The 19,620-nt window shown below is 70.1% G+C and carries 19 protein-coding genes; 10 read left to right on the forward strand and 9 right to left on the reverse strand.

The genetic code is table 11. The features are described 5' to 3' along the window. Positions 1-7: 7 nt before the first annotated feature. Entirely contained in the window at positions 8-583 is a 576-nt protein-coding gene (locus OG371_RS39710; protein ID WP_329061587.1) for an ATP-binding protein, read from the reverse strand. Between the two features lie 601 nt (positions 584-1,184). Between OG371_RS39710 and OG371_RS39715 the strand changes: the two genes are divergently transcribed. Beyond that, positions 1,185-2,174: a tyrosine-type recombinase/integrase gene (locus OG371_RS39715; protein WP_329061589.1), complete on the forward strand. Its 990-nt coding sequence runs from the start codon at positions 1,185-1,187 to the stop codon at positions 2,172-2,174. Positions 2,175-2,255: 81 nt separating this feature from the next. On the opposite strand, the gene OG371_RS39720 is transcribed toward OG371_RS39715, so the two are convergent. Continuing rightward, positions 2,256-2,639, reverse strand: a complete 384-nt coding sequence (locus OG371_RS39720) for a hypothetical protein (RefSeq protein ID WP_442876031.1) — start codon at positions 2,637-2,639, stop codon at positions 2,256-2,258. 66 nt (positions 2,640-2,705) lie between these two features. Between OG371_RS39720 and OG371_RS39725 the strand changes: the two genes are divergently transcribed. Next, entirely contained in the window at positions 2,706-3,491 is a 786-nt protein-coding gene (locus OG371_RS39725; RefSeq protein WP_329061591.1) for a glycerophosphodiester phosphodiesterase, read from the forward strand. Positions 3,492-3,588: 97 nt separating this feature from the next. Here the strand turns inward: OG371_RS39725 and OG371_RS39730 are convergent, their stop codons facing one another. Continuing rightward, a complete protein-coding gene (locus OG371_RS39730; protein ID WP_329061593.1) occupies positions 3,589-4,290 on the reverse strand; it encodes a transglycosylase family protein in 702 nt (233 codons plus the stop codon). Positions 4,291-4,536: 246 nt separating this feature from the next. Here OG371_RS39730 and OG371_RS39735 point away from each other — a divergent pair, with 246 nt between their 5' ends. The 5 genes from OG371_RS39735 to OG371_RS39755 all read left to right on the forward strand — a co-directional run bounded on the left by OG371_RS39735 (position 4,537) and on the right by OG371_RS39755 (position 9,772). After that, positions 4,537-5,937 (forward strand): MFS transporter, encoded by a 1,401-nt coding sequence (locus OG371_RS39735; RefSeq protein ID WP_329061595.1) that lies wholly within the window; start codon positions 4,537-4,539, stop codon positions 5,935-5,937. A 21-nt stretch (positions 5,938-5,958) separates the two neighbouring features. After that, positions 5,959-6,738: a thymidine kinase gene (locus OG371_RS39740; protein ID WP_329061597.1), complete on the forward strand. Its 780-nt coding sequence runs from the start codon at positions 5,959-5,961 to the stop codon at positions 6,736-6,738. A gap of 225 nt (positions 6,739-6,963) precedes the next feature. Beyond that, positions 6,964-7,311, forward strand: a complete 348-nt coding sequence (locus OG371_RS39745; protein WP_091613651.1) for an RNA polymerase-binding protein RbpA — start codon at positions 6,964-6,966, stop codon at positions 7,309-7,311. A gap of 105 nt (positions 7,312-7,416) precedes the next feature. After that, positions 7,417-9,399, forward strand: a complete 1,983-nt coding sequence (locus OG371_RS39750; RefSeq protein WP_329061605.1) for a S9 family peptidase — start codon at positions 7,417-7,419, stop codon at positions 9,397-9,399. Between the two features lie 97 nt (positions 9,400-9,496). Then, complete coding sequence (locus OG371_RS39755; protein WP_329061607.1) at positions 9,497-9,772, forward strand: hypothetical protein; 276 nt, start codon at positions 9,497-9,499, stop codon at positions 9,770-9,772. Positions 9,773-9,784: 12 nt separating this feature from the next. Here the strand turns inward: OG371_RS39755 and OG371_RS39760 are convergent, their stop codons facing one another. The 5 genes from OG371_RS39760 to OG371_RS39780 all read right to left on the reverse strand — a co-directional run bounded on the left by OG371_RS39760 (position 9,785) and on the right by OG371_RS39780 (position 15,589). Next, complete coding sequence (locus OG371_RS39760; RefSeq protein WP_329061609.1) at positions 9,785-11,098, reverse strand: DUF4474 domain-containing protein; 1,314 nt, start codon at positions 11,096-11,098, stop codon at positions 9,785-9,787. Then, positions 11,095-11,403, reverse strand: a complete 309-nt coding sequence (locus OG371_RS39765; RefSeq protein ID WP_329061611.1) for a hypothetical protein — start codon at positions 11,401-11,403, stop codon at positions 11,095-11,097. The genes OG371_RS39760 and OG371_RS39765 overlap by 4 nt, the downstream gene beginning before the upstream one ends. Positions 11,404-11,523: 120 nt before the next feature. Further along, the gene (locus OG371_RS39770) at positions 11,524-12,291 is read right to left on the reverse strand and encodes a polyprenol monophosphomannose synthase (RefSeq protein WP_329061613.1); all 768 of its coding nucleotides are present in this window, start codon (positions 12,289-12,291) and stop codon (positions 11,524-11,526) included. Positions 12,292-12,351: 60 nt separating this feature from the next. Further along, positions 12,352-13,962: an apolipoprotein N-acyltransferase gene (gene lnt, locus OG371_RS39775; protein ID WP_442876032.1), complete on the reverse strand. Its 1,611-nt coding sequence runs from the start codon at positions 13,960-13,962 to the stop codon at positions 12,352-12,354. 10 nt (positions 13,963-13,972) lie between these two features. After that, on the reverse strand, positions 13,973-15,589 hold the full coding sequence (locus OG371_RS39780) for an amidohydrolase (protein ID WP_329061614.1): 1,617 nt from the start codon (positions 15,587-15,589) through the stop codon (positions 13,973-13,975). A 144-nt stretch (positions 15,590-15,733) separates the two neighbouring features. Between OG371_RS39780 and OG371_RS39785 the strand changes: the two genes are divergently transcribed. Next, complete coding sequence (locus OG371_RS39785) at positions 15,734-17,125, forward strand: KamA family radical SAM protein (RefSeq protein WP_329061616.1); 1,392 nt, start codon at positions 15,734-15,736, stop codon at positions 17,123-17,125. 749 nt (positions 17,126-17,874) lie between these two features. Here the strand turns inward: OG371_RS39785 and OG371_RS39790 are convergent. Next, the gene (locus tag OG371_RS39790; protein WP_329061617.1) at positions 17,875-18,096 is read right to left on the reverse strand and encodes a hypothetical protein; all 222 of its coding nucleotides are present in this window, start codon (positions 18,094-18,096) and stop codon (positions 17,875-17,877) included. Between the two features lie 104 nt (positions 18,097-18,200). Between OG371_RS39790 and OG371_RS39795 the strand changes: the two genes are divergently transcribed. Both OG371_RS39795 and OG371_RS39800 read left to right on the forward strand, forming a co-directional pair. Then, complete coding sequence (locus OG371_RS39795) at positions 18,201-18,398, forward strand: ferredoxin (protein WP_329061619.1); 198 nt, start codon at positions 18,201-18,203, stop codon at positions 18,396-18,398. Between the two features lie 5 nt (positions 18,399-18,403). Then, a complete protein-coding gene (locus OG371_RS39800) occupies positions 18,404-19,606 on the forward strand; it encodes an NAD(P)/FAD-dependent oxidoreductase (RefSeq protein ID WP_329061622.1) in 1,203 nt (400 codons plus the stop codon). Positions 19,607-19,620: the final 14 nt, after the last annotated feature.

The raw sequence follows: 19,620 nt of genomic DNA on the forward strand, positions 1-19,620 counted from the left end.
TGAACCACTAATTCACATCTTCGGTCAACGTCAGGTGCGGCCCGAAGTCGACCGGGCCCAGCTCGCACACGGGCAGCAGAGCGGGATCGGGGAGAAAGTGGACGGTCGTCCCGGTAGAGCCGACCACCGGGACCGGAGTGAGGTCCGTGACGGGCACACCCCACTCGTACCGCTGTGTCCACGAGGCACCGTCCCGGCGATTGGTGTGCACCAGCCACACGCTCAGCGCGGCGACCACTGACATGCCGCGGCGCGGATGACCGTCGGGGAGGAGCGGCGGCTCGGGGGAGTCGACGAACCGGAGATCCCGGGTCGCCATCACGGGTTTCCGGATGGTGCGGCCTTCCTCATCAACCTGGGTGACGGTGCCACGACCTTCGTCAGTCACCGAGATCGAGCCGTCGGGGTGGAAGGTGACGCACGCGCGTCCCGCGCCGAGGTCTTCGGCTTCCTCGGACGGATAAGCCAGGACTTCCAGCAACAGGTGCCGCGCACCGCCGGGAGCGAAGACGTCCGGGCGCCGGCGGACCGACTCGAGGTGTTCGACGTCGACCGTCCGGGACCAGTCATGGGTGTTTGCCATCGGAGGAGTCTCTCCAGAACGGCTCCGGCGTTCAACTTGACATAATGTACATTATCGGCACTGGGATAGCGTCCTGAAGGAAGGACTGGAGAGGGGTCTCAGGAAGCAATCTGAGCGGGTTTTGTCGCCCGAGGCCGGTGGCGCCGACGACTGCGTCTCGCCGAGTCCGGTCCTGTGTCGCAGTTACCCGTCGCCGACTGCATGCGCCGACCCTCAGGGCGCCACCGAGAGATCTTCCGGGAAGAGATCCCCGAGTTCGACGCCTCTGACGTGCGATTACTCGATTCATTTCGTCACCGTGACGAATTGGTGTCGAGTGGCCGGACGTTCAGGTGGAGCGTCAGTAGAACACCTCACGAAGTTGATCAGCGTAGGCCGGGCCCAGGCGCCGGGAAGCCGGTCGGCAGCGATTCGAACAGGTGAACGCATGTCGCCCACGGTGTCTCGGGGTCACCAAAATGGCCTCAGCGGACCATTCGCGACGAGGTGGCCGGATCGAGAGTCCCCCGGAGAGGCAGACCGCCCGATATCGCCGTTTCATGCATAATAGCAATTATGCATGAGTCTGGATAGTCATCCGGCTGCGTAGATTGTCGGTGCCGTGCGGTACAAGATCCGGATGCAGCTTTCCCAGGCGCAGCAAGCCTTCTTCGCGGCCCGGCGGCCGCGCAAGGATTCGCCGCACACCACTGCCGCTTACCGGCGCGACCTCGCCGGGATCACCACTCTCCTGCTGGCCGAGGCGGGCCGGTCCGAGGACGAGCTGGAGGTCGAGCACCTGACCGCCCCGGTGCTGCGGGCGGTCTTCGGCGCGTTCGCCGACGGGCACGCGAAAAGCTCGGTGCTGCGGGCCTGGTCGACGTGGAACCAGTTCCTCACCTTCTGCGTGTCGGACGGGCTGCTGGCCGGCAATCCGATGGGCGCGGTGGCCCGGCCCAAGACTCCCCCGCTGACGCCGAAGCCGTTGCGGGGCGAGGAAACCCCGGAGCGTCTGCTCGCCGCTGCGGCCGATGGCGCGCGGCGGGCGCGGGATCCGTGGCCGGAGCGGGACGTGCTGGTGCTGGCCCTCGGGCTGGTCGCCGGTCTCCGGGCGGCGGAGATGCGGGCGCTGGCTCCGCGGTCGGTCGTGGGACGCGCGGGTGAGCTGCGGCTGCACGTCCACGGGAAGGGCAGCCGGGACCGGTCGATCCCGGTGCAGCCGGTGCTGGCGAAACTGATCGAGGCGTACGTCGAGTCGTGCCGGCGGCGGTTCCCCCAGCGGCGGTTCTCATCCTCGGAGCCGTTGCTGCGGGATCGCGCGGGCGAGCCGATCGGGCGCGGGGCGTTGGAGTACCTGGTGAAGTCGTGTTACCGCTGGGCCGGCCTGCACGACCGGGTGCCGACGGGGGCGAATCTGCACGCCCTGAGGCACACCTTCGCGACGCGGCTGGCGGAGGACGGCGCGACGGCGTCGGAGATCATGAACCTGCTGGGCCACGCGAGCCTGGCCACGAGCCAGAACTACATCGAGGCGACCGGGCGCGAGCAGCGGGCGGCTGCGGCGAGCAACCGGACCTACCGGGCACTGGACGGGCTGGGCGCGCCGGAGTGAGCGGGCCTGCTTTCCCGGAATCGCTGTGGAAGCAGAGCGATTTCCGCGCGGGCTCGGCTGTTCCGGAATCGGCAGCGCGGGTCAGCGGAGTTGTTCGAGGTCCTTGGCCGCGTGCACGATCTCTTCGGCGAGTTTGCGCAGCTCCCCCGCGGCGGCGCCGTCCTCGGCGGCCGTGACGATGTCTTCGGCGGCGCAGCGGAGCTGGAAGAGACGGTCCTGCAGTGCGGCGATCTCGGTGTCGGACAGCACGACGGCGTCTTCGGGCAGGCCGCTGCGCTGGAGGGCGGTGCGACGTTCGTACGCGCGCTGGCGGCAGGACTGCCCGCAGTAGCGGCGGCGCCGGCCGACGTTGCCGCCTTCGGGGAGGCGGCGGCCGCACCAGCCGCAGTGCTTGGGCGCGCTCGGGCGTCGCGGGACGACCAGCTCGTCTCCGGTCAGCGGGGCGTGTTCGGCCAGATCCCTCACCCGGCAGACCATAGCTGGCCATGGCTCGCTCATGCCGGGGCCATGCCGGAAGCGCACACTGGTTCCATGCGCCCACCGTTTCCGTACCTGGCCGGCTCGCTCCCCCGTGCGTTCGCCCACCGCGGCTGGCATCTCGGTGACCTGGCCGGGATGGAGAACTCGCTGCCGGCGTTCCGGCAGGCGGTGGCCGAGGGCTACCGGTACGTGGAGACGGATGTGCACGCGACGTCGGACGGGGTGGTCGTGGTGCACCACGACGGCACGCTCGACCGGACCACCGACGGCGGCGGGGAGATCGCGGCGCAGACGTGGGCGCAGCTGAAAAACGTGAAGGTCGGCGGGCGGGAGCCCTTGTCGCGTCTGGAGGACGTGCTCGAGGAGCTGCCCGAGGCGTGCTTCAACATCGACGTGAAGTCGAACGGCGCGGTGGAGCCGTTCGTACGGGTGCTGAAGCGGACCGGGGCGCATGGCCGGGTCGCGGCGGCCTCGTTCTCGGACGCCCGCCTGGCGCGGCTGCGGCGGCTGGCGGGGCCGGAGCTGCTGACGGCGATGGGTCCGCGGTCGGTGCTGGCGCTGTGGGCTCAGGGCTGGATGCCGCTCCTGCCGGTCGGACGGCTGGCGAGTGGCTGGCTGGCGCAGGTCCCGGTGCGGCAGGGGCCGCTGACGGTGGTGGACCGGTCGTTCGTGAAGGCGGCGGAGCGGGCCGGGGCCGAGGTGCACACCTGGACCATCGACGATCCGGCGCAGATGCGGGAGTTGCTGGACCTCGGCGTACACGGGATCGTGACGGACCGGCCGGACCTGCTGCGTGAGGTGCTGGTCGAGCGGGGTGCGTGGCAGCCGGCCGAGTGACCGCCGCTCGCGCCGGCATCTGACGCGCACGCCGTCAAGGACTCCTTACCGGCGCCCCACGCGGGCAAGGAGTCCTTGACGGCAGGTGTCGGCCGGATCAGCGGGGCGGTTTGCCTTCCCAGGCGGCTTTCCAGGTCTTCGGGCCGAGGCGGCCGGAGTCGTTGATGCCGTTGGCGCGCTGGAGGGCGAGGACGGCGTCGCGGGTTTTGTCGTAGTAGCAGCCGGTGCCGGTGAAGCCGTAGCCGAAGGCGTTCATCCGGAGCTGGAAGGTCTTGAGGGCGGGGGCGCAGTCGCCGTACGCGTAGACGAGGCCGGGCCAGGCGGGCATCGCGCCGGACGGCGGTGCCGGGGTGGGCTTGGGCGCGGGGGCCGGCGGGGCGGGCTGGCCACCGCCGCCCATGTAGGCGGAATCGTCGTAGGAGGGGACGCGCTTGCTGCGGGCGTCGTTGTCGGCGGCGAGGCTGAGCATGCCGGCGCACTCCCAGGGCTGCCAGCCGCGCATGCGGTACAGGTAGAGCGCGCGGTAGTCCTGTTCGCGGGGGCTGGCCTGGTCGGGGCGGCCCTGCCCGCCGACGCTGCGCCAGGTGTCGAGGTTGAACTGGTAAGCGCCGTAGTAGCCGTTTCCGGTGTTGGTGTTGTAGCGGCCGCTGGCCTCGCACATGCGGAGTTTGGCCCAGGAGTTGGAACTGGGGTCCGCGGACGCGGCGCCGGTGACGGCGAGCTGCAAGCCGAGCACGGCCAGGGCGAGGATCAGGCATCTCGCCGCGGCCCGGTGAGCAGTGCGAACGCGGTTGGTCATGGGTGCACAGTAAGCAGGAGCCCCACTGTCCACAAGAGTCACACGACGAACACCAGTCTCACATGAACCATCGAAAAACCCCGTCAACGACACGCGGGAATCGTGTTCACGGCGGCCGTTCGGAGTAGTTCTTGATGATCTTCGGCGACGAACCGGACACGGTTTCGCTCATTCGGCGGTGTGCCCGGTCGCCGTCGCAGTAGTGTGCCGCCTGACCTGGAGGTTCGTGACCGACGAGGAGCCCCGATGACGCTGGCCGACACCCGTGACAGGAAGCGGGAACGGTGGGGCTGGTACTTCTACGACTGGGCGAATTCCCCGTTCTATTCGTCGGTCACGACGGTGTTCGGCGCGCTCTACATGAGCACGATCGCGGCCTCGGACGCGAAACAGAACATCACCCTTAACGGGGACAGGCCTTGTGTCGGCGTCACGGGCGCGGACGACAAGCTGCGGAACTGCGACGTCTCGTTGTTCGGCCTTCATTTCCCGGCCGGTTCGACGTGGGGCTACCTGCTTTCGGCGGCGACGGTGGTGCAGGTGCTGGTGCTGCCGATCGCGGGCGCGGTGGCGGACCGGAGCCGGAACAAGCGGCGGATCCTGGGCGGGTTCGCGCTGCTGGGCGCGGTGGCGTCGGCGCTGATGTTCTTCATGGCCGGCTCGGACTGGCAGCTGGGCGCGGCGCTGTTCATCGTGGCGAACATCGGCTACGGCGGTTCGCTGGTCGTCTACTACTCGTTCCTGGTGGACATCGCCGAGCCGGACGAGCGGGACGACGTTTCGGCCAAGGGCTGGGCGTTCGGGTACCTGGGCGGCGGGGTGGCACTGGCGTTGCAGCTGGCGTTCTACCTGAGCCGGGATTCGCTGGGGGTCAGCACGGAGACGGCAGTGCGGATCTGCTTCCTCACCTCGGGTCTGTGGTGGGCGGTGTTCACGGTGCCGACGTTGCGCGCGCTCCCCCGCGTCCACGTGCCGGCGGCCGTCGAGTGCGGGGTGTCGGTGCTGCGGGCGGGGTTCCGGGAGCTGCGCCAGACGCTGCGCGAGGCCCGGCAGTTCCCGCTGACGCTGGCGTTCCTGGGCAGTTACCTGCTGTTCGCGGACGGGATCAACACGGTGGTCAGCGTGTCGGCGCAGTACGGGAAGGACGAGCTGCGGTTCTCCGACGAGGTGCTGATCGTGACGGTGCTGGTGATCCAGTTCGTCGCGTACGCGGGCGGGGCGCTGCACGGGCTGGTGGCGCGGCGGCTCGGCGCGAAGCGGACGATCCTGGGCAGCCTGGTGCTGTGGGTCGTGGTGCTGGGGTGCGCGTATTTCGTGCAGCCCGGCAAGTCGTTGCAGTTCTACGCGCTGGCGGTGGGGATCGGGCTGGTGCTGGGCGGGACGAACGCGTTGTCGCGGTCGCTGTTCAGCCAGATGATCCCGGCCGGGAAGGACGCGCAGTACTACTCGCTGTACGTCGTGGGCGAGAAGGGCACGTCGTGGCTGGGCCCGCTGGTGTTCGCGGGCGTGGGCCAGGCGACGGGGTCGTTCCGGCTGGCGATCGTGGCGCTGGTGGTGTTCTTCGTGCTCGGGCTGGTGTTCGTGGCGCTGGTGCCGGTGCGGCGCGCGATCGTGGCCGCGGGGAACCGTCCGCCGGAGGTGCTGTGAGCCCCGATAGGGTCGAACGTCGTGACTGCGCTCAACGACAGCGGGCTCGATGCTCCGCCGCCCGCGGAAGACCCCACCGACGCCCTGTCCCCGGTTCCCCCGGCGGGCGCGCGGCTCAGCGCGGTCCCCGGCGGGCGGCTGAAGTTCTGTTACGGCCCGATGGACTGCGGGAAGTCGACGCTCGCGCTGCAGATCGACCACAACCACGCGCGGCAGGGCCGTCGCGGGCTGGTGCTGGTGCGCCACGACCGCTCCGGCGAGCCGCAGATCACCAGCCGGATCGGGATCACACGGCGGGCGACTGAGGTCGGCACGGGCACCGACGTGCGGGAGCTGGTGCGCGCGCAGTGGGCGCGGGGGCAGCACGTGGACTACATCATCGTGGACGAGGCGCAGTTCCTCTCCCCCGCGCAGGTGGACCAGCTGGCGGAGCTGGCCGACGAGGCGGCCGTCGACGTGTACTGCTTCGGCATCGCGACGGACTTCCGGAGCCGGCTGTTCCCGGGGGCCGCGCGGCTGTTCGAAGTGGCCGATGACCTGCAGCCCGTCCAGGTGGAGGTGCTGTGCTGGTGCGGGCTGCCGGGCCGGTTCAACGCGCGGGTCAGGGATGACAAAATACTTCGCGAGGGTGACACTGTTGTAGTAGCTGACACGGAGCAGGTCATAGTTGAAACTTCAGCTTCGGCACGATCTGATGCCGAAATGGCTACGGTCCGTTATCAGGTACTGTGCCGCCGACACTTCCGTTCGGGCGACCTGGGTCCCGCGACCGAGCACCACGGTCAGTTACGGTTGTCATGAACACAGGGTCAGTAGCCCAACTGGGGGATATCCGCACTAAGAAGGCGGTGACCGCGTCATGCCAGAGCGCGAAACGTCTCCTAGTAGTGGAAGCTGACGCCGAGGGGTGACACAGCTCATCGTGAGCAACGACATGATGTCCCGGGAATCCCTCGGACGCCGCGATCGTTGCATAGGGTGAGCACCACCCTGGCTCCACCCGGAGCTGACTGAAAGGACTCCATCATGGCCGACCGTGTTCTCCGTGGAAGCCGGCTGGGAGCGGTCAGCTACGAGACCGACCGCAACCACGATCTCGCCCCGCGTCGCACCGTGCGCTACGCCTGCCCCAAGAACCACGAGTTCGAGGTGCCGTTCTCCGACGACGCCGAGATCCCGACGGTGTGGGAGTGCAGGCTGCACGGCAGCGAGTCCGAGATCGTCGATGGCGGGCAGCCCGAGCAGAAGAAGACCAAGCCCCCCAGGACCCACTGGGACATGCTGCTGGAGCGCCGCTCCATTCCCGAGCTCGAGGATCTGTTGAACGAACGTCTCGCCGAGCTCAAGGGACGTCGGACCAGCCGGTCCGCGTGAGTCTCGGCCAGTAGCTGGCTCCCACCACAGGAAAGCCCCCGTGACCTCCCCCCACGGGGGCTTTTCGCTGTCCTGGGCCGGTCTCCGGGGTGGAAAACTGGGGTGATGATCTCCCTGCCCGAACAGCTGGCCCGTACGCGGCGATTCACTCTGGGCGCGCCGGATCGGTTCCGTCTGACTCAGGGCGGGGTGGTGCTGTTCCTGCGGAGCCGGGGCGGCGAGGACCCGGTGGACTGCCTGTGGGCGCTGGACCTCTCGGGGACCGAGCGGCTGCTGGCGGATCCCGCGCGGCTGTCCGGGGACACAATCGGTGCCTACGAGACGGGCGGCGCGCTGGCGGCGTTCGTCCACGGCGGGGGCTTGTGGACGGTGGACGTCGGCGGTGGTTCCCCGGGGCGGCTGCCGGTCGAAGGCCCGGTCAGCGATCCCCGGCCGGACCCGAGTGGAATGCGCATCGCTTACGTCCGTGACGGAGCCTTGCGAGTGGCCGAGGCCGACGGGACCGGCGACCGGGCGCTCCTGGTGCCTGACTCCCCCGGTGTTTCGTACGGCGTCGGCGAGCACACCGACGACGGCCATTGGTGGTCGCCGGACGGGTCGCGGCTGCTGGTCGCCCGCGTGGACTCCGCCGCGGTGGCGCTTTGGCACACCACCGACCCGGCTCGGCCGGACCGCCCCGCGCGGGCGTACCGCTACGCCGCGGTTGGCCAGGCGAACGCCGACGTCGCGTTGTGGATCACGGGGCTGGACGGCGAGCGCACGGAGGTGAAGTGGGACCGGGATGCGTTCGAGTACCTGGTCGATGCCTCCTGGACTGCTCTCGGGCCGACCGCTCTGGTGCAGTCACGCGATCAGCAGACCGTCCGGTTCCTCGGCATCGACCCCGTCAGCGGAGCGACAACCGTCCTGCACGAGCAACGGGACGCGGCGTGGGTGCAGGTCGTACCCGGCCTGCCCGCGCGGACGGACGCCGGTGCCGTCGTGGCGCACGTCGACGAGCCCGAGACGCGGCGGCTCACGGTGGACGGTGCGGCCGTCACTCCGCCGGGCCTCCAGCTTCGGGCCGTGCTGGACGTCGATGGTGACGACGTGCTGTTCACCGCGTCCGAAGAACCCACCGAAACGCACCTCTGGCGCTGGCGGGCGGACGGTCTCCGACAACTGAGCGCCGTGCCAGGCGTCCACTCCGGTGTACGGCGCGGCGGCACGTTGGTCCAGGTCGCCCTCGGCCCGGACTCCCCCGGCGGCCGGGTGACGGTCGTGCGCGAGGGGCAGCCGACGGTGCCGGTCACGTCGCTGGTGGCGCGGCCGGTGCTGGATGTCGACGCGACGCGGCTGGTCCTCGGGCCGCGAGAGCTGCGGGCGGCGCTGTACCTGCCGTCGTGGCACCGGCCGGGCGACCGTCTGCCCGTGCTGCTCGACCCGTACGGCGGCGCGGCGCGCCAGCAGGTCACGGCCGGGCTGGACTGGCGGATGCTGACCGCGCAGTGGTTCGCGGAGCAGGGTTTCGCCGTCCTGGCCGCCGACGGCGCCGGCACCCCGGGCCGCGGCCCGGCCTGGGAACGCGAGTCGTACGGCGACCTGCTCAGCCCGGTTCTGGACGACCAGGTCACCGCACTGCACGAGGCCGCGCGCCGGTTTCCCGACCTCGACCTGGCCCGCGTCGGCATCCGCGGCTGGTCCTTCGGCGGTTGCCTCGCGACGTTCGCCGTCCTGCGCCGGCCGGACGTCTTCCACGCCGCCGTCGCCGGCGCGGGCGTCACCGATCAGCTGCTGTACAACGCCCATTGGCGCGAACGCTTCCTCGGCCACCCCGCCGACTTCCCCTCGCGGTACGAAGCGCTGTCGCTGGTGCGCGCCGCACCGTCGCTGACCCGGCCGTTGCTCCTGATCCACGGCCTCGCGGACGACAACGTCCACCCGGCGAACACGGTCCGCCTGTCCGCCGCGCTCCTGGCCGCCGGACGGCCGCACGAGGTGCTGCTCCTGCCGGGTGCCGGGCATCAGGTGATGGGGTCGCCGTTCACCGTGGGCGTGCTGCAGCGTCAGGCCGGGTTTTTGCAGCGTCATCTGGGCGAGCCAGGATAGGCGGGAACCGGCGCCCGGGAGGCTCGCCGGGTGCTGACCACCACGGAGGTTTCGGCGATATCGACCGCTTCGCGGCGAATCCGCATATTGTGTGGCCATGACTGAGCCCAGACGTGGCGCCGCCGGGACCTCCGACAAGACTCCGGAGGAGCTGGCCCGCCTGCTGAAGGCCAAGGCCAGGAGCGCCGCGATCGCCGCGTTGCGCGAGGGGCTCGAGGAAATCGAGGGCGAGCACGGTCAGCACCTCGCCGATGAGGTGGCCGGGCTGGTCGACGTGGCCGCGGTGTTCGCCGGGCTCGACGACGAAGCCGAGGCCCGCCCGGACGAAACAGACGACGGGCCCTGGGAACTCAAGTCGCTCTCCGCGCGGTGACCGGGGAGCGCGTCACTCCTGCCAGTCGTAGCTGAGCGTGGGCGGGTGGTCGGAGCCCTTCGTCACCTTGAGGTTCGCCTCGGGGTGCGCGGTGGCGTAACGGGTCATCTCGTCGTACATCCGGTCACGCATCTCCGAGTCCCGCACCTCGATCGTCGCGCGCTGGCCCAGGTCCGCGGGATGCACTCCGGGCTCGGTGCGGATCCCGAGGTTCCAGAAGTGCCGCTTGTCGGTGCCGTCGGCGCCCTGGCCGTCGTTGGTGAAGTAGACCTTGCCGCTTTTCTTGTCGTAGATCTGCTGGGTCACCTTGATCTGGTCGTCGCCCTGGGCCGCGTTGAAGTACCCGGAATTGTTCTTGGCGTCGCTGGTGTAGAAACCGACTTCGCCGCCGAACGCGCCGCCGAATCCGTAACTGCCCTTCCACAGTTCCAGCCGGTACTTCTTCCCGGTTTTCGGGTCGGTGAACTCCATGTTGTCGCCGTTGTCGCTGGTGCGGTGCAGGTCCGCGCCGATGACCTTCTCCAGCTTGTCGTAGATGTCGTGCCAGCCCAGGTAACGCTGTACGGAATGCTCGCCGGTGGTGTAGAAATCGCCGTCCTTGACGTATTTGAAGCCGAAATAGTCGTAGATCTTCTGCGCGACCTCGGGGTCCTGCATGATCTTGTCCCAGTCGCCCGTGACCAGGGCGAGCCGGAGCTTGGGGTTTTTCGCGACCAGCGCGGCGATACCGGGGATCTCACGGAGGATGAGCGCGCCGATCTCGGCGATATTGCGCTTTTCCGAGCCCGCCAGCTCCCACACCTGGCCCGGTTTGTTGCGGATCTTCAAGCCCTCGGCGAGCAGCACCGCGTCGTAGGTCTTGACCACCAGCTCCAGATCGGCCAGCAGGGCCAGCGCCTCGGCCTTGGCGATCTTGTCCTTCGCCCAGGCGAGCACGATGTTGCCCTTGCCGTGCGCATGGTCCTTCCACATGCCGTCGAGCTTGTCCTGCAACGCCTGAGCGTCCGCGCGCTTGCTGCCGGCCTCCTGCTGGGCCTTCGCCAGCGCGTCGCGGACCACCTCGAACGACCGGGCCGAGTCCTCCAGGTCCTCGGCCTGCGCGTCGCGGTTCTTCTTGAAGTCGTCCAGCGAGGACAGCGCCGCCTCGCCGGCCCCACCGTGCCAGCCCTCGGCCAGCTCGGTCCGGACGCTCTCCACCAAGGACTTGGCGTCGTTGACCGCTTCCTTGGCGGCCCGGCAGGTCCGCGCCCGATCGTCCAGGTCGGCCGGGCTGCCCTTCTGGACCTGGTCGGCGAGCTGGTGGATCTTGTCGAACACCGCGCTCATCGGTCGATCCCCTCGAAGTCGCCGTCCAGCGCCTTCAGGAAGACATCGCGCGCGTTGGCATCGGAGCGGTCGTAGCTCTTGGCGGCGTTCCGGATGCCCTCCACCAAGCTCTCGACCTGCTCCTGCGCGGCCTGCAGGTCCTCCTGCCGGGTCAGGAGCCAGACGTCGTAGTCACCGGCGTAACCGTCGGCCCGGCCGGTGCTCCCGACGTTCGGCGCCCCGCCCGCGGACAGCACCGGCGGCTTGCCTGCGGCCAGCTTGGCCGCCGCCTTCCCGATGTTCGCGACATTGACCTCGAAGCCCACAGAACTTCCTCCCCCAGCAGTCCCGAGTGACACTCCTCACCAGGAATGTAACACTCATGCCGCTTTGGGACGGAGAAGTTCCGCTTCTGGTTCCCTGTCCGTTTTGCCGGGCGAGCCCGCTCAGCCGCGCCCGAACAGCCGCTTCACCTGGGTGACCCGGCGCTGCACACCCCAGGCCGCCACCCGGAAGAACGCCTCGCGCATGATGTCGCCGCTCATCTTCGACACGCCGATCTCGCGGTCGGTGAAGGTGATCGGGACCTCGACGATCTCGAAGCCCGCGTCAGCGGTCCGGCGGGTCAGGTCGATCTGGAAGCAGTAGCCGTGCGAGGCGATCTCGTCCAGCTCCAGCTTCTCCAGCACCGGGCGCCGGTACGCGCGGAATCCCGCCGTCATGTCCGACACCTTCAGGCCCATCGCGATCCGCGAGTACACGTTCGCGCCGCGGGAGAGCACCTTGCGGCTCATCGGCCAGTTCACCGTGCTGCCGCCGGGCACGTACCGCGAGCCGATGGACAGGTCGGCGTCGCCGACGGCGTCCAGCAGGCGCGGCAGGTCCTCCGGGGCGTGCGAGCCGTCCGCGTCCATCTCCACGAACGTCGCGTAGCCCTTGGCCAGGCCCCAGCGGAACCCGGCGATGTACGCCTTGCCCAGGCCGGCCTTCTCGGTGCGGTGCAGCACGTGGACGCGGTCGTCGCCGTCCGCGCGCTCGTCGGCCAGCTCACCGGTGCCGTCCGGGCTGCCGTCGTCGACGACCAGCACGTGGACGTCCGGGAGTACCTTGTGCAGGCGGTCCAGAACCGGGCCGAGGTTCTCCCGCTCGTTGTACGTCGGGATCACCACCAGCACCGGCTCGATTCCTTCGGCCCCCCGCGGCGCCTGCGCCATCCGTTCTCCTCCGAATCCCGCGGGATCGCACCCGCCGCTTCCCCTGCTGTCGTGCCGGCGCTAGCTCGCGCGGCGGGTGCGAAAACGGAGTACGAACCCGCCGGCGACACCGGCGATCGCCAGTGCCAGCAGTCCGTACTCCGTCCACGCACCGAGTCGATCCGACAGCGTAGTCTGCGTCCGCAGCGGCACGCGGCCGACCAGGGCATCTGCCGTGAAAAGGCCGGTTGAGCTGGTGATCGTCCCGTCCGGCGCGACAATCGCGCTCACCCCGGAGGTGGCGGTGACCACCACGGCGCGGCCGTGCTCCACCGCCCGCAGCCGCGACATCGCCAGCTGCTGGTAGCTCATCTCACTGCGCCCGTACCACGCGTTGTTGGTCGGCACCACGAGCAGCTCGCCGCCAGCGGCGGTGGCCTCGCGGGCCGGGTAGTCGAACGCCGTCTCGTAACAGATGAAGACGCCGACCTTGGTGCCCGCGACCGACAGCGCTGCGTTGCTGCCGTCGCCGGTGGTCATGTCGCGGGTGTCGTCGACGAACGGGGTGACCAGCCGGGCGATGGCGCGGGCCGGCACGTACTCCCCGAACGGGACGAGCTGCTGCTTGGCGTAACGCTGGCCGGGGCCGGTGCGCGGGTCCCAGACGACCGCGGAGTTCTGCGCGCTGCCGTCGGGCAGGCGCACCAGCGCGCCGATGATCGCGGGGATGCCGTACGCGGACACCATCTGGTCGATGCCGGGGTCGTCGCCGTCGTAGGAGGTCGCGGTCTCGGGCCACAGCAGCAGGTCCGGCTTGGGGACCTGGCCGGACTGGATCTGCCCGAGCAGTTTGGCGCTCTCGGCGAGGTGGCTGTCGCGCAGCACGTTCCGCTGGCCCTCGAGCTCGATGCCGATGTCGGGGGCGTTGCCCTGCACGGCCGCGACGGTCAGGGAGCCGTCCTGCGCGGCGGTGCCGATCGTCGGCCACAGCGCCAGGCCGGCGACGACGGGCAGCACGGTGAACACGGCGGGCCAGACGAGCCGGCGGTCCCGCGCCTTCCGCTCGGTCCACAGCCGGGCGACGAGCGCAGCGAGCCCGAAGCCGGTCAGCACCACGGCCAGCCCGACCAGCGGCGCGCCGCCGACCGAGGCGAGCGGCAGGAACGCGCCCTCGGGCTGGCTGAACGCCACCCGGCCCCACGGGAAGCCGCCGAGCGGGAACCACGCCCGCGGCGTCTCCAGCCCGACGAACACCAGCGCGCCCCAGAGCGGCGCCAGCGGCAGCCGGGAGACGACCGTGATCAACCAGCCCGCGAGTCCGAAGTAGAGCGCCAGCACGACCGACAGGCCCAGCCACGGCCACGGCCCGAAGTCGCGGCCGAGGAAGTCCTGCAGCCACAGCAGCTGGGTCAGGAAGAAAACGACCCCGAACACGAACCCGTAGCCGAATCCGCCGCGGAACGTCCGTCCACGCAGGACCAGAGCGAAGACGGCGAACGCGATCGGCGCCAGCCACCACAGCGGGCGCGGCGCGAAACTCAGCTCGTAGACGCCGCCGGCCACCGCCGCGACGACGAGCCGCAGCAGCCAGGCCCGCGTGAATCGCCGTTTTCCGGCCGGTTTCGGAGTGTTCTGCCCGGAGTTCGCTTCGTGCGGGACGCCCGGTCCGGGATCCGCGACTTTCACTGGCACACCGGGAACTCTAGGCGGCGGAGGTGAAGCCCTCGTGGATGACCGCCCCGTCGCGGACCGTGCGCAGGCAGCGCGGCAGCGGCGTTTCCCCGTCCAGGCGCGGCAGCGGCGGCACGCCGGAGCGCGGGTCGGTGGACCAGCGCTGCACGCGGGCGTCGGCGGTGGCGACGACCAGCTCGGTCGCGTCCCAGATCGCGTAGTGCGCGGGGGCGCCGGGGACGAGGCTGCCGGTGACGCCGTCGTTCACCCCGGCGGCGCGGTGCCCGGCGCGGGTGTGCGCGGTGAACGCCGCCCGCGCGGACAGCCGGGCGCCCTGGGTGTGGTGGTGCACCGCGGCGCGCACGGCGGCCCAGGGGTCAAGCGCGGTCACCGGTGAGTCGGAGCCGAACGCGAGCACCACCCCTTCCGCGGCGAGGGTGGCGAACGGGTTGAGGCCCGCGGCGCGGGCCGCACCGAGGCGGTCGGCGTACATCCCGGCGTCCCCGCCCCAGGCCGCGTCGAACAACGGCTGCGCGGACGCGACGACACCCCAGCCGGCCAGCGCACGGGCCTGGTCGGCGGTGACCATCTCCAGGTGCTCGAGCCGGTGGTGGCGCGCGGCGAGCGCGCGCTGCCCGACCTCCTTCTCGGCCAGCCGGAAGCCCTCCACGACCTCGGCCGTCGCCGCGTCGCCGATCACGTGGAAACCGGCCTGCAGCCCGGCTTCGGTGCAGGCGGCGAGGTGGTCGGCGATGGCGGCGGCGTCGAGGTAGAGCGAGCCGGACGTGCCGGGCTCGTCCGCGTACGGCGTGGTGAGCGCGGCGGTGCGGGAGCCGAGGGCGCCGTCGACGAACAGGTCGCCGCCCATGCCGTGCGCGCCGAGTGCGCGGGCGGTTTCGAGGCCGGCCTGGCCGGGTTCGCCCCAGTAGCCGACGACCTCCGGGGACCCGGGCTCGGCGGCGAGTGCGAGGAGGCCGGCGAAGTCGTCGCGGCCGGCGATGTCCGGGCCGCCGCACTCGTGCACGGAGACGATCCCGCGGGCGGCCGCCGTGCTGAGGAAGGCGCGTTGCGCGGCCGTTCGCTGCTCCGGCGTGATCGCCGCGCGGGCAGCGGCGCGGACCGCGTGGTGGGCGTCGCGCGTGAGCGGGCCGTCGGCGGACCAGCCGGCGGCTTCGCGCGCTGCGGGCGCCAGCTCGACCAGCGCGCTCGACACGAGCGCGGAGTGGACGTCGACCCGGCTCAAGTACACCGGCGTCGCACCGGCGGCCTCGTCGAGTTCCACGCGGCTGGGCAGGCGGGGCTCGGCCCAGCCCGACTCGTCCCACCCGTGCGCGAGCAGCACACGGCCGGGGACGGCGGCTTCGTGCACCGCGGCGAGCAGGGCGGCGGCGCTGCGGACGCCGGCGAGGTCGAGCCCGGTCAGGTGCAGGCCCGTCGCGGTCGCGTGGACGTGCGCGTCGACGAAGGCGGGGGCGACGAACGCGCCGGCGAGGTCGACCTTCCGGGCGCCGGGGTGCAGCGCGCGGGCGGGGGCGTCCTGGCCGACCCAGACGACCGTGCCGCCGGACACCGCCATCGCGGTCGCGTCCGGCGAGGAGGGGGTGTAGATCCGGCCGCCGAGCAGGAGCGTGGTGCTGTCGTTCGTCACGGTGTACGAGTCTCCCCCGGCCTCGAGGGTCCGCTTTGCCGGGGTGCGACCAGCCGACTCCCCCTGTCACTGTGCAGGAAGATTTACGCCGTGAGAATGTTATGACAGGATATTTTAACGCGATACCGACGACTAGGAGTACAAGTGACTGCGATCCAGGAACCTGTGACGCCTGCCGCCGCCCAGGACCAGCCCTATGAGTACGCCCGCGCCGAGCTGGTCGAACCCGACTGGCGCAGGTTCCCCGGCTGGCAGGCCGTCACCGATGCCGAATGGCGTGACGCGCAGTGGCAGCGGGTGCACTGCATCCGCAACGTCAAGCAGCTGCGCGCCCTGATGGGCGACCTGCTGGAAGATCGCTTCTACGAAGACCTGCTCGCCGACCAGCGCGAGATGGCCACGATGTCGATGCTGCTGCCCCCGCAGATGCTCAACACCATGGCGCCGACGGCCGGCACCGACCCGGCGAAGGTCACCGAGGCGTTTTACGCCGACCCGATCCGGCGTTACATGATGCCGGTGCGCAGCGACCGCGACCCGGTCTGGCCGAATCACCCGCACTCCGAGCGCGACTCGCTGCACGAGGCCGAGATGTGGGTCGTCGAGGGCCTCACCCACCGGTACCCGACGAAGGTGCTGGCCGAGATGATCTCGACCTGCCCCCAGTACTGCGGGCACTGCACCCGGATGGACCTGGTCGGGAACTCGACCGAGCAGGTGGAGAAGCACAAGCTCAGCCTCAAGCCGGTCGACCGCCAGGACGCGATGATCGACTACCTCAAGCGCACCCCGGGCGTCCGCGACGTCGTGGTCTCCGGCGGCGACGTGGCCAACGTGCCGTGGCCGCAGCTGGAGTCGTTCCTGATGCGGCTGATGGACATCGAGACCGTGCGCGACGTCCGGCTGGCCACCAAGGCACTCGCCGCGCTGCCGCAGCACTGGCTCCAGCCGAAGGTCGTCGAGGGCCTCGAGCGCGTCGCCGTCACCGCGCAGCGCCGCGGGGTGAACCTGGCCATCCACACGCACGTCAACCACGCCCAGTCGGTGACCCCGCTGGTCGCGGAGGCCGCGCGGACCGCGCTGGAGGTCGGCGTCCGCGACGTGCGCAACCAGGGCGTCCTGATGCGCGGGGTGAACGCCACCTCCGCCGCGCTGCTGGACCTCTGCTTCGCCCTCCAGGGCGAGGCGAACATCCTGCCGTACTACTTCTACATGTGCGACATGATCCCCAACGCAGAACACTGGCGCGTCGCCGTCTGGGAAGCCCAAGAACTCCAGCATTCGATCATGGGCTACCTGCCGGGCTACGCGACGCCGCGGATCGTGTGCGACGTGCCCTACGTCGGGAAGCGCTGGGTGCACCAGCTGGCCGAATATGACCGTGAGCTGGGGATTTCCTACTGGACCAAGAACTACCGCACCGGGATCGAGCACTCCGACCCCGAAGCCTTGCAGCGGCGCTACCCGTACTACGACCCGATCCAGACCCTGCCCGAAGCCGGCCAAACCTGGTGGAACACCCAACCCCGCTCTTGACCACGTAGCCACATGATCCCCACTGCTTGTCCGTAGCCGGGGAGGAACCTCTGAGTCGTACCAACCGACCAAAGGTTCCTCCCCCGTTACCTGCTCGACAGGAGCACGAAAACGCCTTGACCAGCGTAGATGCAGACGCAACCACGACCGTGACACTGTCATGGCGTTGGCGCTGACACAGCGAAACGGGCCCACCGACTCGGCACCGCGGGCCCTGGCCCGGGCATCCGGATCCATGAGCCCGATCGGCGAACGACCCAGAAACGTCCCAGTGATTCCACAGTGGACACTCCCGGCACACTTCGCCAGCCGGTCCACCAGCGGACCTGCGACTACCAGAACCGCACCCGTCGGGCGAATTCGCTCATTGCGAAGATAACGGCACCTAAAAGAACAAGCGCCTGAGCGCGAAGTGAATCCGCCGGGCTGATTCGACCACTGCGCACACCGTGCCGAGAGCCCTGCAGCAAGCTGTCGCCGGGCGTACCCACTTGCTAATCCGCGTAGATTCGTCACGCTGTGAGAACCACTATGGCTCTCTACCGGGGACTCCGACCCTCGCGGGTGGTGATCGTCTTCGACGACGGCGACGCCTGGACCTACTGGGCACGCCGGCCACCGGAACTCGTCCACAAGGGACATCACGCTCCTCGGCTCGACCACGCGCGGCGCAGTAGGTCCCGGCGAGGCCTTCGGCCACTACCGGTTCCTCGGTCATCGTGACTCGCAACGCAGAGGAACGGCTGCCGTCAGGAACGGGTTTTGCTCACCTGTTCGGTGTCTCGGGGCAGCCCGGGACCTCGTTCGGCGATCTGAGTCCGGAGGACCTCGTCCGCTCCCCCGGCGATCGTGTGGGCCCGCGAGTACAACTGCGCGTCCTGCCACCAGCCGTCGGCGACCACGTCAGGGTCGCCCTCGACGAGCAGCCCTCGAGTGCCCTGGATATCGCGGCGCTTGCCGGTTTCAAGCACGACCGCAACCACCTCGCACCTGGAGCCGGACTGCTTGCAGGACTAAGAAGACAGTCGTAAGGTTACGAGTGTCTGGTAAAACTTTTATCGAGGGAGCCGAGTCCATGAAGATCGTTGTCGACGAGGAGAAGTGCTGTGCCGGAGGTCAATGTGTGCTGGCCGCGCCGGAGGTGTTCGACCAGCGTGACGAGGACGGAGTCGTCGTGCTGCTGAACGCGAACCCGGTGACTGAGCTGCACGAGGGTGTGCGCGAAGCCGCGCAGATCTGTCCTGCCGCCGCTATCGCCGTTCACGAGGACTGACCCCGATGAAGCCCACGCGGATCGTGATCGTGGGAGCCGCGGCCGCCGGGCTGGCGGTCGCCGAAGGTACTCGATCGGCCGGATACGGTGGGCAGCTGGTCATGGTGGGCGACGAGGCGCACGCGCCTTACGACCGGCCGCCGCTGTCAAAGCAGGTTCTCCTCGGGGAGTGGTCTGCGGAGCGGATCGCGCTCCGCAGTGACGCGGATCTCGGCAAGCTGGGTCTCGACCTGCGGCTGGGCATTCCCGCCTCGGGTCTGGACGCCGACGCCCGCGAGCTGGTGCTCGCCGACGGCGCCCGGATCGCCTTCGATGCGCTGGTCGTCGCGACCGGGGTGCGGGCGCGGAAGCTGCCCGGCGCCCCCGAAGCGCGGAACGTCCACGTGCTGCGTGACCTCGGTGACGCGCTCGCCCTGCGGCAGCAGCTGACACCCGGCGCCCGTCTGGTGGTGATCGGCGCGGGAGTCCTCGGTGCCGAGGTCGCCGCCGTCGCCACCACGCGGCGGGCCACGGTCACCTTGGTGGATCCCGTGCCCTTGCCGATGACGCGGGTCGTGGGCGACGACGTCGGCGAGTTCATCGCCGGTCTGCACCGTGAGCACGGGGTCGACGTGCGCTGCGGCGTGGGCGTGCGCCGGTTGCGCGAGGCCGGCGGGCAGGTGAGCACGGTCGAGCTCGAGGACGGCACGCAGGTTCGGGCCGATGTCGTCCTGGTCGCGATCGGTGCTGTTCCGGCGGTGGACTGGCTGCGCGATTCCGCGGTGCCGCTGGGCGGCGCCAAGGCCGCCGAGGGCGCGGGCGGTGTCCTGTGCGCGGCCGGCGGCAGGGCGATCGATGGCGTTTACGCGGCCGGCGACGTCGCAGCGTGGCGCACGCCGGACGGTGACGGCTATCTGAGAGTGGAGCACCGTCTCAACGCGACAGAACAGGGCCGCGCGGTAGCGAAGTCCATTGTGGATCCCGCTTTCCGGCACGCTCCTGTCGTTCCCTACTTCTGGTCCGATCAGTACGGCCTCAAGATCCAGTCTTTCGGGCTGCCCGGCCCGGACGACGAGTTCGTCGTCGTCGAAGGCTCGCCGGCGGAGCGCCGTTTCGTCGGCGCGTACCTGCGGGCCGGAGTGGTGACCGCGGCATTGGGCGTCGGCATGCCACGCCAGTTGCGAGCGTGGCGAGCCCGGGCCGGCCACCCCGTACCGCGTGACCTCTAGACAGCACTTTCCCG

Source organism: Amycolatopsis sp. NBC_01480 (assembly GCF_036227205.1).
Lineage (GTDB): Bacteria > Actinomycetota > Actinomycetes > Mycobacteriales > Pseudonocardiaceae > Amycolatopsis.